This is a genomic window from Streptococcus oralis, from assembly GCF_003943825.1.
Lineage (GTDB): Bacteria > Bacillota > Bacilli > Lactobacillales > Streptococcaceae > Streptococcus > Streptococcus oralis_CD.
Window position 1 is genome coordinate 51,866 of record NZ_RJNJ01000007.1, and the last position, 16,415, is coordinate 68,280.

21 protein-coding genes, 1 pseudogene and 1 other annotated feature are annotated in these 16,415 nt (G+C 43.0%); of the genes and pseudogenes, 1 reads left to right on the forward strand and 21 read right to left on the reverse strand.

Annotated elements, in window-relative coordinates; all coding sequences use genetic code 11:
* Positions 1–23 precede the first annotated feature (23 nt).
* The 17 genes from D8863_RS07070 to D8863_RS07155 all read right to left on the reverse strand — a co-directional run bounded on the left by D8863_RS07070 (position 24) and on the right by D8863_RS07155 (position 14,218).
* Complete coding sequence (locus D8863_RS07070) at positions 24–1,010, reverse strand: PhoH family protein (RefSeq protein WP_125441487.1); 987 nt, start codon at positions 1,008–1,010, stop codon at positions 24–26.
* A gap of 80 nt (positions 1,011–1,090) precedes the next feature.
* Positions 1,091–1,306 (reverse strand): YozE family protein, encoded by a 216-nt coding sequence (locus tag D8863_RS07075; RefSeq protein WP_001232084.1) that lies wholly within the window; start codon positions 1,304–1,306, stop codon positions 1,091–1,093.
* Positions 1,307–1,318: 12 nt separating this feature from the next.
* Complete coding sequence (locus D8863_RS07080; RefSeq protein WP_125441488.1) at positions 1,319–1,909, reverse strand: GrpB family protein; 591 nt, start codon at positions 1,907–1,909, stop codon at positions 1,319–1,321.
* Positions 1,910–1,920: 11 nt separating this feature from the next.
* On the reverse strand, positions 1,921–2,775 hold the full coding sequence (gene cvfB, locus D8863_RS07085) for an RNA-binding virulence regulatory protein CvfB (protein WP_001095457.1): 855 nt from the start codon (positions 2,773–2,775) through the stop codon (positions 1,921–1,923).
* A gap of 59 nt (positions 2,776–2,834) precedes the next feature.
* Entirely contained in the window at positions 2,835–3,392 is a 558-nt protein-coding gene (gene frr / locus D8863_RS07090) for a ribosome recycling factor (RefSeq protein ID WP_001262235.1), read from the reverse strand.
* A gap of 7 nt (positions 3,393–3,399) precedes the next feature.
* Entirely contained in the window at positions 3,400–4,137 is a 738-nt protein-coding gene (pyrH, locus tag D8863_RS07095; protein ID WP_000002996.1) for a UMP kinase, read from the reverse strand.
* 83 nt (positions 4,138–4,220) lie between these two features.
* The gene (trmFO, locus tag D8863_RS07100; RefSeq protein ID WP_185761462.1) at positions 4,221–5,555 is read right to left on the reverse strand and encodes a methylenetetrahydrofolate--tRNA-(uracil(54)-C(5))-methyltransferase (FADH(2)-oxidizing) TrmFO; all 1,335 of its coding nucleotides are present in this window, start codon (positions 5,553–5,555) and stop codon (positions 4,221–4,223) included.
* A gap of 142 nt (positions 5,556–5,697) precedes the next feature.
* Entirely contained in the window at positions 5,698–6,567 is an 870-nt protein-coding gene (rsmI, locus tag D8863_RS07105) for a 16S rRNA (cytidine(1402)-2'-O)-methyltransferase (protein ID WP_125441489.1), read from the reverse strand.
* Positions 6,568–6,569: 2 nt separating this feature from the next.
* On the reverse strand, positions 6,570–6,887 hold the full coding sequence (yabA, locus tag D8863_RS07110) for a DNA replication initiation control protein YabA (RefSeq protein WP_000358229.1): 318 nt from the start codon (positions 6,885–6,887) through the stop codon (positions 6,570–6,572).
* 145 nt (positions 6,888–7,032) lie between these two features.
* Positions 7,033–7,923, reverse strand: a complete 891-nt coding sequence (locus tag D8863_RS07120) for a DNA polymerase III subunit delta' (protein WP_125441490.1) — start codon at positions 7,921–7,923, stop codon at positions 7,033–7,035.
* Positions 7,924–7,928: 5 nt separating this feature from the next.
* Positions 7,929–8,558 (reverse strand): dTMP kinase, encoded by a 630-nt coding sequence (gene tmk, locus D8863_RS07125; RefSeq protein WP_125441491.1) that lies wholly within the window; start codon positions 8,556–8,558, stop codon positions 7,929–7,931.
* 120 nt (positions 8,559–8,678) lie between these two features.
* Positions 8,679–9,476: a pyrroline-5-carboxylate reductase gene (gene proC / locus D8863_RS07130; protein ID WP_125441492.1), complete on the reverse strand. Its 798-nt coding sequence runs from the start codon at positions 9,474–9,476 to the stop codon at positions 8,679–8,681.
* Positions 9,477–9,479: 3 nt separating this feature from the next.
* A complete protein-coding gene (locus tag D8863_RS07135) occupies positions 9,480–10,742 on the reverse strand; it encodes a glutamate-5-semialdehyde dehydrogenase (RefSeq protein WP_125441493.1) in 1,263 nt (420 codons plus the stop codon).
* Between the two features lie 9 nt (positions 10,743–10,751).
* Positions 10,752–11,861 (reverse strand): glutamate 5-kinase, encoded by a 1,110-nt coding sequence (proB, locus tag D8863_RS07140; protein ID WP_221763082.1) that lies wholly within the window; start codon positions 11,859–11,861, stop codon positions 10,752–10,754.
* A 101-nt stretch (positions 11,862–11,962) separates the two neighbouring features.
* Positions 11,963–12,862, reverse strand: a complete 900-nt coding sequence (locus tag D8863_RS07145) for an RluA family pseudouridine synthase (RefSeq protein ID WP_125441495.1) — start codon at positions 12,860–12,862, stop codon at positions 11,963–11,965.
* Positions 12,846–13,313 carry a signal peptidase II gene (gene lspA, locus D8863_RS07150; RefSeq protein ID WP_125441496.1) on the reverse strand — a complete coding sequence of 156 codons (468 nt, stop codon included), beginning with the start codon at positions 13,311–13,313 and terminating at the stop codon, positions 12,846–12,848. The genes D8863_RS07145 and lspA overlap by 17 nt, the downstream gene beginning before the upstream one ends.
* The gene (locus D8863_RS07155; protein ID WP_001025723.1) at positions 13,310–14,218 is read right to left on the reverse strand and encodes a LysR family transcriptional regulator; all 909 of its coding nucleotides are present in this window, start codon (positions 14,216–14,218) and stop codon (positions 13,310–13,312) included. Before D8863_RS07155 ends, lspA begins: the two co-directional genes overlap by 4 nt.
* On the opposite strand from D8863_RS07155, the pseudogene D8863_RS11230 reads away from it, so the two are divergent.
* Positions 14,211–14,306: pseudogene (locus tag D8863_RS11230) on the forward strand (AraC family transcriptional regulator); the annotation flags it as partial. The gene D8863_RS07155 and the pseudogene D8863_RS11230 overlap by 8 nt on opposite strands.
* Before the next feature lie 143 nt (positions 14,307–14,449).
* On the opposite strand, the gene rpmA reads toward D8863_RS11230, so the two are convergent.
* From rpmA to D8863_RS07175, 4 genes are all read right to left on the reverse strand, one after another.
* Positions 14,450–14,743, reverse strand: coding sequence for a 50S ribosomal protein L27 (gene rpmA / locus D8863_RS07160; protein ID WP_000916509.1), 294 nt, complete (start codon positions 14,741–14,743; stop codon positions 14,450–14,452).
* Between the two features lie 16 nt (positions 14,744–14,759).
* Entirely contained in the window at positions 14,760–15,104 is a 345-nt protein-coding gene (locus D8863_RS07165; RefSeq protein ID WP_000613704.1) for a ribosomal-processing cysteine protease Prp, read from the reverse strand.
* Positions 15,105–15,119: 15 nt separating this feature from the next.
* Complete coding sequence (gene rplU / locus D8863_RS07170; RefSeq protein ID WP_000109141.1) at positions 15,120–15,434, reverse strand: 50S ribosomal protein L21; 315 nt, start codon at positions 15,432–15,434, stop codon at positions 15,120–15,122.
* Between the two features lie 34 nt (positions 15,435–15,468).
* Positions 15,469–15,556, reverse strand: a sequence feature (ribosomal protein L21 leader region).
* 64 nt (positions 15,557–15,620) lie between these two features.
* On the reverse strand, positions 15,621–16,307 hold the full coding sequence (locus D8863_RS07175) for a YoaK family protein (RefSeq protein ID WP_001238358.1): 687 nt from the start codon (positions 16,305–16,307) through the stop codon (positions 15,621–15,623).
* Positions 16,308–16,415 lie beyond the last annotated feature (108 nt).

A 16,415-nucleotide genomic window follows, 5' to 3' on the forward strand; every position in this document is an offset into this window, starting at 1 on the left:
TTCACATCTGAACTGCTTTTTTGCTATTCTGTTTCTTGATTCTTTTCTTCAACCTTAACTGGAGCTGGTTCATAGGCTCGGATAATCTGAGCAACAACAGGATGGCGAACCACATCCTTAGCTGAAAAATGAACAAAGTCGATTTGGTGAATATTCTTGAGCTTTTCTTGGGCATCAATTAAACCGGACTTAACATTGCGTGGCAGGTCAATCTGACTGATATCTCCATTGACAATCATCTTAGAATTAAAGCCTAAACGAGTCAAGAACATCTTCATCTGCATGATGGTCGTATTTTGTGCTTCATCGAGAATGACAAAGGCATCATCCAAGGTCCTCCCACGCATGTAGGCAAGGGGTGCTATTTCAATAATTTCACGCTCCATGAGACGAGTCGTTTGGTCTTTGCCAAGAATCTGATACAAGGCATCATAAACTGGTCGAAGATAAGGATCGACCTTCTCCTTAAGATCACCCGGAAGAAATCCTAGACTTTCTCCTGCTTCCACTGCTGGACGAGTCAGGATAATCCGCTTGACCTGTCCACGTTTAAGGGCAGTCACTGCCAAGGTCACTGCAAGAAAGGTCTTCCCAGTCCCTGCAGGTCCGATTCCAAAGGTCACATCATGCTGTTTGACACTGTCCACATAAAGTTTTTGACCCAAGGTTTTGACACGGATAGGCTTCCCAGTATTATCCTTGATGATTTCTTCTTCGTAAAGGGCGACAAACTTGTCAATTTCATCGTTTTTGACCATGCCAATCGCAGTCACCACATCTGGTGTCCCAACTGTCATCCCCCGATTCACCAAGACCATCAAAGCCTGGATAACCTGACGGGCTTCTTCACAGGCAGTCTCTTCTCCGATAACCTGGACAATCTCCGTACGAGCATGAATCACCACATCGAGCTCTTCTTCCATCAAACGAAGATGGCGCTCATTGGAACCAAAAAGATGGAACAGGTCATCTGGATGACTTAGTTGAATGTCTATTGAATGTTCCTTCAAATAAAGAACCTCTCTAATCCGTTTATTTCTTTTTATTATAGCAAAGAGAACAATAAAATACTAGTCTCATCTCATTGTCTCTAGTGTTCTAAGTATTCTTGCCAGATGGCGTCAAAGTCACCTAGGTTAAAAGAGAAACTGGCATGCTCCTCCAGAAAGCGACTCACCTCATCAAAATCATCTGTATGTTTTGGAAAAGCTGACTCTTCAAAAGCGAGGTCTGCCAAGATGGCTTTTGGGCTATTACTTTTCGGATTGCGCTCGGTCATGAGCCAAGTGTAAAATGATTTTCTCAATTCTTTCTCCTATCAAGACTTTTTTTGATGACACTTTTCTGATTCTTGAAAATTACTGGACTTAACCTCTGAAACGTAGTGGTTTATAAAATCTGTTTTAGCATCTGTATAGGCGTCTCGATTGTGTTCAAATTTTTTCCACAAACTTAGTTTTAATTCCTGATACGCTTGGGCAATATCTGGATGCTGGCAGAGATAATCTCTAAAATAAATCTCGTCATGATCTCCCGTCATTCGCAAATGTAAATGAAAAACTTTCTCAGCAAATCCCTGCTCTGTATATCCTTTATTTAGCGAAATCCTGTTAGAACTCTTCGACATCACTAGCCAACCATTCTTCACCAATAAATCCCTAACTCTTGCTAAATCCTCTTTTCTACCTACTTCTAACAGAATATCAACGATATTTTTTGCCCAAATATTAGGAATAGCAGTGCTACCGATATGTTCTATTCTTTTAATAACATTTGCACCCAATATTTTTTTCAGACTTGTTTTTTCCGATTCATACCAGTCTTTCCACTCTGACTTGTGCTCTACTAGAAAAATTGGAAAAAGTTGCCAGAGTTCCTCTAAACTCATTTCTTCAAGTTTCTTTATCATGTCTATAAGACCTAAATCAACTCTGTCCCAAACTGATCTTGTTTGATTTTGCCAGCCTTCATCAAGCCACCGAGTGCTTTCTTGAACTGACCTTTAGAGATACCAAAGGTTGCCTTGATGTCCTCAGGAGACGACTTATCATTCAAGGTCATGAAACCGCCATTGCTTTCCAAGTAAGTCAAAATCATCTGGGCATCATTTTCCAACATTTCAAAGGAACGTGGCTTGAGGGAGAGGTTCAAGGTACGATCCACCTCACGGAAACCGATAACACGCGCATCTAACACTTGCCCCAAACGTGGCTCTGCGTAGCGCTCACTTGGGTGAATGAAACCAAGCATATTATTCTCTGGCAGATAGACAAAGGTCCCTGACAGCTTGAGACGGTAAACAATAGCTGGCCAGTTTTGGTTCTGCATGTTGTTGTAGGCAGGACGAGCCAGACGTTGGAAATCTTCTTGATATGCCAAGAGTCCCCATATTCGGTCTTTCTTGTCCACTTCAAGACGGATGTAGAGTTTGTCACCTTTCTTAGGCCAGAGTTCCTTGAGCTCAGGGAGGATATCGAGTGACACTACAATCTCCTTGTCAGGTAGACCGGTATCGACAAAAACACCCAAGTCCTTACGAACTTCTGTTACGGTTCCCCAGCCAAATTGGTCCTGAGTGGCAGTCACTTCTAAGGTTGTCAAGCGGAGTTTTTGCTTCATATCTGTATAGGCAAAACCTTTGACCGTATCCCCTACTGTATGTTGACCTTCTTCCTTGGCAAGTGCATAGGTTTGACCATCCTTTTGCACAAAGTAAAAACGGTCATTTTCATCGATGATAAGTCCAACGATAAAACTTGCAAGATTTGTATTCATATTTCCTTCTTTCGAATAAAACTCAGCCAGCAATGCCAACTGAGTTTTTCTGTTTATTTTTAGACTTCCAAGATTTCTTTTTCTTTATTGGCAGTCATGTCGTCGATGTGTTTCACAGCGTCGTCTGTTACTTTTTGAATATCTTTTTCAAGAGTCTTCAATTCGTCTTCAGTGATTTCTTTTGCTTTTTCTTGCTTTTTAGCTTCGTCCATAGCGTCGCGACGGATATTACGGACAGCTACTTTAGCATTTTCACCGACCTTCTTCACTTCTTTGGCAAGGTCACGACGAGTCTCTTCTGTAAGAGCAGGGATAACCAAGCGGATCACAGAACCGTCATTAGCTGGTGTAATACCAAGATCAGAAGCGTTCAAGGCACGTTCGATGTCTTTCAATGAAGACTTGTCAAATGGTGTTACCAACAAGACGCGCGCTTCTGGAATGGTAATTGAAGCGATTTGGTTAAGAGGAGTTTCGACTCCATAGTATTCTACGTGGATACGGTCTAGCAAGCTTGCGTTGGCACGACCAGCACGGATACCACCAAATTCACGAGCAAGTGATTGGTGAGACTGGGTCATTCTCTCTTTAGCTTTTTCTACAATTGCATTAGCCATAATTTTCTTATTCCTTTTCTTCGATATTATTTGAAACTGTTGTTCCGATATTTTCACCAAATACGACACGTTTGATGTTGCCTGGTTGGTTCATGTTGAAGACAACCAAATCAATGTCGTTATCCATTGAGAGGGTTGAAGCAGTTGAGTCCATGATACGAAGACCTTTATTGATAACGTCACGGTGGGTCAATTCTTCAAACTTAACGGCAGTCTTGTCTTTCTTAGGATCGGCATTGTAAACACCATCTACGCCATTTTTAGCCATTAGAATGGCATCTGCTTCGATTTCAGCTGCACGAAGAGCCGCTGTTGTATCGGTTGAGAAGTAAGGTGAACCAATTCCAGCACCAAAGATAACGATACGACCCTTTTCAAGGTGGCGAAGAGCACGTCCACGTACATAAGGTTCTGCTACTTGTTGCATGGCAATGGCAGTTTGCACACGCGTATCGACACCAACTTGTTGCAATGAATCTGCCATCACAAGAGCATTCATCACGGTCCCAAGCATTCCAGTGTAATCTGCCTGAACACGGTCCATTCCTGCTTCTGCAGCAGGTTCCCCACGCCAGAGATTTCCTCCACCAATAACAAGGGCAATTTCGATACCTAAGCTATGAACTTCTTGAATCTCTTTTGCGATTGTTTGAACTGTCTGGATATCAATCCCTACGCCACGTTCACCGGCAAGGGCTTCACCTGATAACTTGATTAAAATACGTTTATACTTGGGATTCGCCATTTTTACTCTCCTTTTTTTATCCTACCTATTTTATCACAATTTCTAAGATTTTTATAGTATCATGAGCAATTCTTTGAAAAAAATTAGACAGTTAAAAATTCCTCTAAGTCAGCAAGAGCACGCTCTGCAATTTTTTCATAACGAGCCTTCTTATCACGGATACGCTCGCCTTCCAATTCCTTGATAATCCCAAAATTGACATTCATTGGTTGGAAATGTTTGCTGTCCGCATGAGTGATGTAATGAGCCAGACTTCCAATCGCTGTTGTCTCTGGGAAAATAGCTTCACTTTCACCCTTGAAGAGTCGAGCCGCGTTAATACCTGCAACTAAGCCTGAAGCTGCTGATTCAACATAGCCTTCCACACCCGTCATTTGACCAGCAAAGAAGAGATTTGGTTGTTTCTTAGAACGATAGGTCTGCTCCAAAAGATTTGGTGAATCCATGTAAGAATTGCGGTGCATAACACCATAACGGACAAACTCCGCATTTTCAAGACCTGGAATCATTTGGAAAACACGTTTTTGTTCTCCCCATTTGAGGTGGGTCTGGAAACCAACAATATTGTATAGGCTACCAGCCGCATTGTCCTGACGAAGTTGGACAACCGCGTACGGTGTTTTAAATTCTCCATCACGAGGGCCTGTGTAATCGTCTGGATACTCCAAACCGACTGGTTTCATCGGACCATAAAGCATGGTTTTAATGCCACGCTTGGCCATGACTTCGATTGGCATACAACCTTCAAAGTACTTTTCTTTTTCAAACGAATTGAGCGGTGCTTCTTCCGCATTGACCAAGGCTTCATGGAAATCCATAAACTCTTGTTTGGTCATTGGAGCGTTGAGGTAGGCTGCTTCTCCCTTATCATAACGAGACTTGAGATAGACCTTGCTCATATCGATGGTGTTAACGTCGATAATCGGCGCCGCCGCGTCATAGAAATAGAATCCATCCCCATCATTAAGGGCATGAATCTTCTCAGCTAGGGCATCGCTGGTCAAAGGACCAGTAGCGACCACAGTAATAACGTCAGTTGGCAATTCTGTAATTTCATCACGAATCACTTCAATCAAGGGGTGGCTGGCCACTTTTTCAGTCACCATTTGAGAGAAACCATCGCGGTCCACCGCAAGGGCTCCACCAGCAGGAACACGTGTAGCTTCAGCAGATTCCAAGATAACAGAACCCAAGCGACGCATTTCTTCCTTGAGAAGCCCAACTGCATTGGTCAAAGCATCCCCACGTAAGGAATTGGAACAAACCAACTCAGCAAAATTGTCTGTTTTGTGTTGGGGTGTTGACTTGACACCACGCATTTCATAGAGTTTAACTGGAATACCACGTTCTGCGATTTGGTAAGCTGCTTCAGACCCTGCCAAGCCAGCACCGATAACATTGATATAAGATTGAGACACGACACTAATACCTCTTTGGGTGGAACCTAAGTTCATATCAAAACAAGCTACTAGACTGTTTGACACCCACAAATCTTTCTAATTTTTCTTTTACTAGTATAACAAAAAAAGGGAAGAAGGCAAACTTCCCTGTTTAGTCATTTTATTGATTTTCTTCCCAATCGTGGTAGGCAGCATAGAGTTGGCTTTTATTCCACTGGTAGAGTTTCGCAACTTCCTTTATGGCTTGATTTTTCTTCATGCCTTCTTGGATACGAGATTGGATTTCTGAAAACAAGTCCTCCTCGTCCTTTTCCTCCACATCCTGACTGGCACCTTCGACGATGAGAAGGCATTCCCCCTTGAGTGGCGTTTCAGCAATACTTTCTAGTAGCTCTGAAATCTTTCCTCGTTGGTATTCTTCATAAATTTTGGTCAATTCCCTGACCAAGACTACCGAGCGGTCACCGTAGACTTCTAGCATATTTTCCAATGTATCTGCCACACGATGAGGTGATTCATAGAAAATTTGTGTTTCAGGATAGTCTTTTTTTGAGTCGAAAAATTGCTTTTGCTGACCTGATTTTCTCGGTAAGAAACCGTAAAAGATATGTGGTTGTGGAGCTAGCCCACTGGCAATCAAGGCCGAAATCCCTGCAGAGGCTCCTGGAACGGTGACAACTGCAATTTCTTCCTCAATAGCTGCCTTAACCAAATCATGACCAGGATCTGAGATACTAGGCAGACCTGCATCGGAAACTTGAGCGATACTTTGTCCCGCCTTCAGAAAACCAATCAAATCAGGAATTTTTTCCTTGGCATTGTGTTCATGAAAACTGATCTGCTTAGTGGAAATATCAAAATGCTTGAGCAAAAGACCTGTATTGCGCGTGTCCTCAGCCGCAATCCAATCCACCTCCTTCAAAGTCTGGATGGCACGAAAGGTCATGTCATCTAGATTGCCAATAGGTGTAGCCACTAGGTAAAGCTTGCCATAGGGAGTTTGCCCCTTAAAACTTTTTTGAATCTGCATGCTTACTCCCTGTATAACAACTCGTCACAGAACATACATTCTTCGTCCTGCTCTCGGCGTTGTCCATAAAAATCATTACATACGTGAAAACCGTCCTTATAGATCCGACGAACGCTTTCACGAACATGCTTGGCCTTGACAGGTGTATCTGCTTCCACCTCGCCTAAGCGTTCGCGCAACTTACTATTTTCTAAGCGAAGAGCTGTATTTTCCTCTACCAGACTCTTGAGATTTTTCTTGATGGCTTCCACATCGGCCAAGGTCACCAGTAATTGTTGGGAAAAATCATCCAGCGCGTCAAATAATTCTTTTTTGTCCATAAACCAGCCCTTTCCTTTCTATATCGTTCATTTTTAATACTCAATGAAAATCAAAGAGCAAACTAGGAAACTAGCCGCAGGCTGTACTTGAGTACGGCAAGGCGACGTTGACGTGGTTTGAATTTGATTTTCGAAGAGTATGAGTTTATATTTCTTTCAAGACCAGATATTCCATGGCATTTTGAAAGCTGACATTAGCTTGCCACATTTTTCTAGCTTCTAGCAAATCTTGTAGAATCTGTCGAATCCTTGCTTGCAAAAGATCCTGCCCACAGAGGATTTCGAGGATTCGCAAGACTTGATCTTGTTTTTCCTTGTCATCTGCCAAGCTGGCTAATTTGGCTACCTGCAAATAACTCTCTTTTTTCTTGGCTAATAACCAGGTCAGTAGGCGTTCGCTCTCATCAACCAATGTCCAAAAACTAGCCTGATTGACCAACTTTTCAGCTTCAGCTCGTGATTGACAAAACTGGGCTAAGAAAGCCGCTTTTTTCTTGACCAGACCTGCTTGTTCTAATTGATGGATGAGCTTTCCTTCTTGCTTTTTAAAGTGGAAAATCTGTGTCCGACTTCGGATGGTCGGTAATATCTTTTCCTCATCGCTGGTCAAGAAAAAAATATAAACCTCACTCTGGGGTTCTTCGATGACCTTGAGCAGAGAATTGGCCGCGTTGGGATGCATTTTCTCCGCCTGCTCGATAATAAAAATTTGTTGCTGACTTTCAATCCCTGCTTGGGAAAACTGACCCACTAATTCTCGAATCCGTTCTGTCTTGATGACCTGATTGACTGGCTTGATTAAAGTAACATCGGGAAATTCTTCCTGCTCAATCAGCTTACAGTTTCGGCATTTCTCACATGGTAGAACACCTACTTTATCCGTACAAAAGAGGCTCTTAGCCAAAAACTGCGCCATTTCAAAGCTTCCAAAGAAACCTGAAAAAAGATAGGCATGATTGAGCTGGTCTTGTTCTAGGATATGGACAAAACGGTCAAACTGGTCTGGCTGCCAAGCCTTTAGTTGATCTTGTTTCATTTAGCCTAGCCCATTCTGTCAAACAAGACAGCCTTGGTTGTTTCCACAACTTGCTCCAAAGGAAGACTCGCATCAATCTTAACAATGCGATTTCCTTCTTTATCTAGAAGAGAAAGGTAGCCTTGACGGACTTTCTTGTGCAAGTCTAAGCCTTCCAAGTCCAAACGATTGACCTCGCGATCACTATTGGCAACAATGCGAGCCAGCCCTTCTTCCACCTCAATGTCAAAATAAAGTGTCAAATCGGGTTTGAGGCCATCCGTCGCAAAGTGATTGAGCCAATCAATGGCATCAATATCCAAGCCACGGCCAAATCCCTGATAAGCAACAGAACTATCGATGAAGCGGTCCATAATGACCAACTTGCCAGCTTCAAGTGCTGGAAGAACTTTTTCCACCAAGTGCTGTCTACGACTGGCGATATAGAGAAGGAGTTCTGTTTTAGGATCCATCTGAGTATGACTTGGATCTAAAATCACTTCCCGAATCTTCTCCCCAATCAAGACTCCACCTGGCTCACGGGTCGTCAGCACCTCTACTCCATTTTCCTCTAAAATTGGGAGTAGAGCCTCTAAAACACTGGTCTTTCCTGCTCCCTCTGGTCCCTCAAGAGAGACTAAAAATCCTTTTGACATGTCTAACTCATTTCTTTTTTTCTACCTTCTATTCTATCAAAAAAATAGATTTTTGTGACAATCTTTTTGTGTATTCTCCATTCAATCGACCATAAAAGAGGCTGGGAGTCATCCAACCTCTTATTTACCTAATTCTTGTGTTCGTTTGTAGGCTTGCTGAACTGCGTCCATGACTGTACCTCTAAAGGCATGTTCTTCCAGACTCGCTACACCCGCGATAGTCGAACCACCTGGGCTGCAAACTTGGTCTTTCAAAACTCCAGGATGTTGCTGACTTTCGAGAACCATTTGTCCAGCTCCAACTACTGTTTGAGCTGCCATTTTCAAAGCCCTTTCTCGTGACAATCCTGTCTGCACACCTGCATCTGCCAAGGCTTCGATAAAGAGATAGACAAAGGCAGGACCACAACCAGCAAGACCTGTCGCAGCATCGATTAAGCCATCCCCCAGCTCAACCAAGAGACCAGCCTTGGCTAAAAGCTGACAAAAGAGCTCCCTGTCCTCAGCACAACAGTTTTCTGATAAAGCGTAACTAATCACTCCTTGGCCGATAGCCACTGGAGTATTGGGCATGATGCGAATGATGCGGTGGTGACTCGGAAGAAGTCCATCCAGTTTTTCCAAGGTCAATCCAGCCGCCATGGAAATCAAAAGAAGACTTTCTCTCTTTTCAAGGATGGCCTGATATTGAGCAAGCAGTTCAGAAAACTGAGCAGGCTTAACTCCTAGAAAAATCACATCTGCTTTTGCAAAAATTTCTTCATTGCTGGAAGCCTGACCACCGAAATTTGTGATGAAAGCATCTACTTTCGCTTGACTACGATTGGCAAGGAGAATCTGAGCACCCGTTTTGGCCTGCAAGACAGCTTTCGCCAAGCTAGCACCCATATTCCCCAAACCGATAAATCCAATCTTCATCTCTTACTCCCTTATCTGTCCGTCACCAGTAACCACATACTTGTAGCTGGTCAACTCTTTCAAGCCCATAGGGCCACGCGCGTGCAGTTTTTGAGTAGAAATCCCCATCTCACATCCAAGTCCAAATTGGCCACCATCAGTGAAACGAGTCGAGGCATTGACATACACCGCTGCTGAGTCCACTTGATCTGTAAAGTAAGCTGCAGCTTCAGCATTTTCCGTCACAATGGCATCCGAATGATGGGTACTGTGGGCTTCAATATGGGCAACCGCTTCTTCTAAACTACTCACAACCTTAACCGCTAGGACATAGTCTAAAAACTCAGTGTCAAAGTCTTGGGCCTCAGCTGCTCGACCTGAAACAAACTGACTTGCTTGGCTATCCAAGCGGAATTGAATTGGTTCCAGTCCAGCTTCCTTACGCTCTGCAACCAGAACTTGTTCCAAGCGAGGAAGGAAGCTTGCTGCCTTGTCTTCATGAACTAGCAAGACCTCCATGGCATTGCAGACAGAAGGACGACTGGTTTTAGCATTGTTGATGATCGATAGAGCCTTGTCTTCATCGGCATCCTTGTCCACATAAACATGAACAATTCCAGTTCCTGTCTCAATAACAGGCACGATAGCATTTTCAACCACTGCATTGATCAAGCCAGCGCCTCCACGAGGAATGAGAAGGTCTAGATAACCCTTAGCCTTCATCATGGCATAGCTGCTTTCACGGCTAGTATCTTCTACTAGTTGAATCACCTCTGGATGAATGGTAGTCGTCTCCAAGCCCTTCTTTAAGGCTGTGACAATAGCATGAGCTGTTTGATAGGCATCCTTGCCACTACGAAGAACGACCGCATTGCCACTTTTGAGAGCCAAGGCAGCCGCATCAGACGTCACATTTGGACGGCTTTCATAGATAATACCAATAACCCCCATGGCCACACGCTTCTTAGTAATAACCAAGCCATTTTCAAGCTGACTTGTTTCTAGGACCTCACCAATAGGATCTGGTAAAGCAACCACTTCACGAATCCCTCTTGCCATCGCTTCTATACGTCCCTCATCCAAATAAAGACGATCTAGCATAACATCTGAGATTTTCCCCTTGGCAGCTGCCATATCGAGGGCATTTGCCACTAAAATCTCCTCAGTAGCCGCCAATAAATGATCAGCCATAGCTAGCAAGGCTTGGTTTTTCACTACTTCACTAGCAGTATTGATTGATTTCTTAACAGCCTGTACCTGTTCAAATTGTTCTTGTGTACTTACCATCGTTCACCTCTAAAATTCTGTAAAGAGCAGCTGGATTTCAGGAGTGACGGAAATCCAGTCATCACGGTGAATCAAGACTCCCTTAGCTTTTTGAGAACGGAGCATATCTTCTAGGGCTGAGACGCCAAATTGGACACGTCCCTTTCCAAGAGATTGACCTGTTTCTTTATCAGCCACTGTTACAATATCGTGGTAAGAGAAGCTTCCTTCCACTTCTACAACGCCTGATAAAAGGAGACTTTTCCCGTTTTTTGAAAGCGCCTCTGCAGCTCCACCATCTACCCAAATCGTTCCCTGACTTTGAGCATAGAAGGCCAGCCATTGTTTCTGGGTACGAAGTCCCTTCTCTTGCGCAACAAAGAAGGAACCATCCTTGGTCTCCTCAGCTGCCTCAATCAAGGCATCAGATTTCAAGGAAGAGCAGATATAGACTGGTACACCCGACTCCGTCGCAATAGTTGCAGCTTTGATTTTTGTCAGCATGCCCCCAGTTCCGTTTGACGAACCTGCCCCACCAGCCATATCAATAATCTCACGATTGATAGTCTCGATTTTCTCCAAACGTTTGGCTGTTGGATCTGAGTTGGGATTTCCGGTATAGAGACCGTCCACATCGGTCAAGAGAACTAAAAGGTCCGCTTGGACCATCGCCGCTACCTGGGCACTCAGAGTGTCATTATCACCCACCTTGAGTTCGTCAATGACGACACTGTCATTCTCGTTGATGATGGGGATTGCACCACGATGAAGCAATACAGACAAGGCCTGGTGGGCATTCTTATAGCGACGTTTATCTACAAAATCATCCTGTGTCAGCAAAATTTGCGCAGAAACGATTTGGCGCATGAGGAGGTTGGTTGTGTATTCCTCCAACAAAAGTCCCTGACCAACTGCAGCCGAAGCTTGTTTATCTGCAATCTTGGTCGGACGTTTTTTAAAACCCAAAGCACCAAATCCAGCCGCTACTGCCCCAGATGAGACTAAAATCAACTCATGCCCAGCTTCATGCAGCATAGCCAATTGCTGGGTAATTGCCTTTACTTTACTTCTTGATAAACTCCCGTCTTCATTTGTCAAGGAGGAGGTCCCTACCTTAAAGACGATTCGTTTGTACTTCATATTCTCACTCCGATTCTTCATATTTATCCATTATAACATGAATACTTTAAAATAGAAAAGACTTGAAATAAAAAAGGTTGAGACAAGGCATCTCAACTCTTTTATCTATTCTCAGTTTTACGCAATCTTTCCAGCGTTTCTTTAAAAATCTCTGGAATATCTGCTGTGAACTCCAAGGTTTCACCTGTTCTCGGATGGGTAAAGCCTAGAGTCTTAGCATGGAGAAATTGTCCATGTCCCTTAAGTGTCTTACGAGGACCATAGACCTCATCCCCAGCGACCGGATGGCCAATATAAGCCATATGAACACGGATTTGGTGAGTACGCCCTGTTTCCAGTTGCAATTCTAGTAAACTATAATCTCCAAAGCGTTCCAAGACTTGAAAACGAGTCACTGCTGGCTTCCCTTTAGCAGTCACTGCCTGTTTCTTACGATCTTTTTCACTCCGACCAATCGGTGCTTCAATGACACCACGATCATTTGGCAGATTACCGTGAACAATTGCCCAGTATTTACGTAGAGACTTCTTATCTTTTAGCTCTTGGGCAAGTGCCAAGTGTGCCTCGTCATTCTTAGCAATCATGAGGAGACCTGACGTATCCTTGTCAATGCGGTGAACAATGCCCGGTCGGAGAACACCATTGATACCTGACAGATCCTTGATATGGTACATGAGGGCATTGACCAAGGTTCCACTGGTATGACCGGCGCTGGGATGAACCACCATGCCTTGAGGTTTGTTAACAACGGCTACATCCTCATCTTGGTAGATAATCTCGAGCGGCAGATTCTCAGCCACATACTCTAAAACCTCTGGTTCGGGAATTTGATAAGTGATCATATCCCCCTCTTGGACAGTGTATTTTGCTTTCTTGGCTTGCCCATTGACCAAAACTTGTCCTGCTTTGATTTGTTCATTCGCGAGACTGCGTGACAATTCTGTCAGGTCCGACAGAGCCTTGTCTAAACGTTGCCCACCAGTTTCAATTTTTATTTCCATTTACTTCCTCTTTAAGCATTGCAATCAATAAAACAATGACACCGACTGTTAAATAGCTGTCAGCAACATTGAAAATCGCAAAGTTGATAAAGTCTAGGTGAAACATATCCACCACAAAACCTTGACTCATTCTGTCGATAAAGTTGCCCAGACCTCCCGCGATTATCAAAGTCAGTCCAAAAACTAACCAGTGAGAATCCTCCATGTGTTTATGTAAATACCAAATGGCACCTACCATGACGACCAGTGTAATGACAGTAAATAACCACTGCTGATCTTGCAACATGGAGAAGGCTGCTCCTCTATTTTGCAGATAGGTCAAGCTAACAAGATTGGGTATCCACGAACGCACTTCACCCAGTGGAATCTGTTGGACAACATAGGCTTTAACCCACTGATCCAGCCCAATCAAAAGCAATACAATGACTGCCACTATTCCTCTTTTTTTCATGATTTCCTCTTTTGATCAAAATATTCTTGCATAACCTCAACGAAAAGAGTCCCAGCTTGACTAAGCTCAACTTCTTCCCGTTTGACATAGACCATGCGGTTATCTAGATTGTCCTTGAGACGAATGACTGTAATCCCATTAACACTGTCGCTATCTAAAAATCCAGATCCAGTCGCATAAGCATCCGTCCGCTCCAAAATACCATTCAAAGTAGCACGGTCGGTCACATTGAACATCTGGGAGCTCGCGCTGGTGTCGACAAAGTTCTCTGAATAGTAAAGGTACTCATCCTTTTCCTGAGTAAAACGAACCGTTGGCAGATCCGCTAAATCCTCCATGACCAATTCCTCTTTCTGTGCTAAAGGATGCCCTTCACGGAGATAAATGTGAGTCTGGAAAGGAATTAGTTCAATAACTTCTAAACCAAGCTTTTCAACCCGTTGCATGATTCCCTTTTGATTTTGATTGTTGAGGTAGATAATCCCAATCTCACTGTGCCCCTGAGCTACTTCATCAAGGATTTGAACTGTAGTAGACTCAAAAATACGGAAGTTTTTGTAGTCAGGATAGCGCTCTGAAAAAGCCGTAATCGTTGGTGGCAAGAAGTCATAGTGCTGACTGGCAATGGAAAATTCATCCTTTTCTTCCTCAGGATTGGCATACTGATTTTGAAAAACATCAAAGCCTTTAACTAACTCTTGTGCTTTCTCATAAAATTCCATACCACGACGGGTCAAAAACGTTCCCGAACTCGTCCGACGAAAAATCTTAAAGCCTAGCTCTTTTTCCAAATCGCGCACAGAAATAGATAGACTCGGCTGACTGACATACATCTTTTCAGCAGCTTCTCGGAAAGTACCACTATTCGCAATAGCAACAACATAGCGTAATTGTTGAATGTTCATCTTTTACCCCCAACTTCTCTATCTGTTCATTATACCATATTTCAGAATTTTTCCAAAAAAGAAAAAAGTGTCCATCGCAAGTTTAAATCTAACTATTCTCTATTAAATTCAAAATGGGTATCAAAACAAAAAAAGGCTCTCCGAAAACTCGGAAAGCCTAATTTTATGCTAGTTCTAGCTTCCTCGCCTTTTCATTTTAAGGCTCGGGATAAAAAGTTTCACTGGACCTTTTTATTTTGCGATTGGGTAAACAGAAACTTGTTTTTTATCGCGTCCTTTACGTTCAAAGCGTACTACGCCTTCAACTTTAGCGAACAAAGTATCGTCTCCACCACGTCCAACGTTTACACCTGGATAGATGTGTGTACCACGTTGACGGTAAAGGATTGATCCACCTGTTACAGTTTGTCCGTCAGCTGCTTTAGCTCCAAGACGTTTCGCTTGTGAATCACGTCCGTTTGATGTAGAACCTCCACCTTTTTTGTGGGCGAAAAGTTGCAAGTTGTTAAGAGTCATTTTTAACATAATGTTTTCCTCCGTGTTAGTTTTCTGTGATAACTCTGGTTTGGACGAACTCAGAAGAGTTCTCCGATAAGTTTGCCATACCTAAGAAAAATGATTCGAAGAATAACTGGGTCATTTCTCTCTGGTGTGAAGGAAGATCCGCTGGTATATCAACCTTTAGATAGCCACCTTCATCTTCGTTTAATTCTAAGATTGGTTCATAGCCTGCAAATTTCTCAATGGAATTGACAAAGTTAATGGCAAGCGTAGAAACCGATGCACACACGACATCTAAGCCGTATTCGCCACTTTCGGCGTGTCCAGTAATTTCCGCACTCCTCAGCTCGCCATCTTCGGCTCTCTCAAAGACTGCTTGTATCATGTGTTCTCCTTAAAATTAAGCGTTGATCGCGTTGATGACAACTTTTGTATATGGTTGACGGTGACCTTGTTTACGGTGGCTACCTTTTTTAGGTTTGTACTTATAAGTAACAACTTTCTTTTGTTTTCCTTGTTTTTCAACAGTTCCAACTACAGTAGCTCCAGCAACAAGTGGAGTTCCGACAACAGTGTTTTCACCACCAACAAGAACAACTTCGTTAAAAGTAACTTCTTGACCAGCTTCAACGTTCAATTTTTCAACGTAAACTGCTTGACCAACTTCAACTTTAACTTGTTTTCCGCCAGTTTTGATAATTGCGTATGTGCTCATTATGCACCTCCTATGATTTTTAGGGTTTCCCCGTATTTTTGTGAAGACTCGCCTAGCATCGTGGGACGAACCACTTTATACTCACTATGTGAGCAACGATGTTCGTGCGGTTGCACAGGATTGTGCATAGTCAACTCTTCAAGTATAGCATATCTTCTTTTTTCTTACAAGCGAAATCAATCAAATTTAAGCTTTTTCTTTCCCTTTTTTTCTCCAAGAAGCAAAAAGCATACTGAAGTAAAAGATACTCATCATAAGAGGAACACCTAGAATTGTCTTCTCCTGATAGTAAATCGTCAAATAAGCTGAAAAAACAACTCCGAAGACAAAACTGCTAAGCAAGCTAACAAAAATCAAGCCCTCTCGTAGGAAAGGCGTATGCTTGGTCCGGAAATAATCTCCAAAAGCCAACATGGTACGTTTAATATTCCCCGTCATAAAAGCATTATTATAGGCAATCCCTGACACTTCTCCAAAAGCAGTTGTCACCAGTCCCATACAAAAGGCCAAGGGCGGTACGAGATAGATATTATCAACCGTTTGCGGCACAAAGCCTATAATTAGGGACAAGACTGCAAGTGGAATCAAGGACAAAATCGGCTTTTTAACAATTCGTAGTTTTTCCTTATACAATGTCAGAAAAAAGACACCCATCATAAAGGAAAACAAGGTCATTACTTTGGCACTGGCATCCGAGACATTCTGTTGAATGAGTCCTACAGAAAGAAAAACCACATTCCCAGTTTGTCCAGCCACAAGAGTGTTCCCTCGCACGATAAAGGTATAGGCATCGACATATCCTGCACAAAAAGTCAAAAAAAGCGCTAGTCTCTTAGACTGACGTGATATTTTTCTTATTGGTAATAATCTCATTTTCTCCCCCTTCTCATTTCATCTACTTATCTGAACATTGTACCACTTTCTTTGAGAAAAGCGTAGTCCATTTGAAAATTTTTACCATCTGTTGGATAGTCCTTCTTT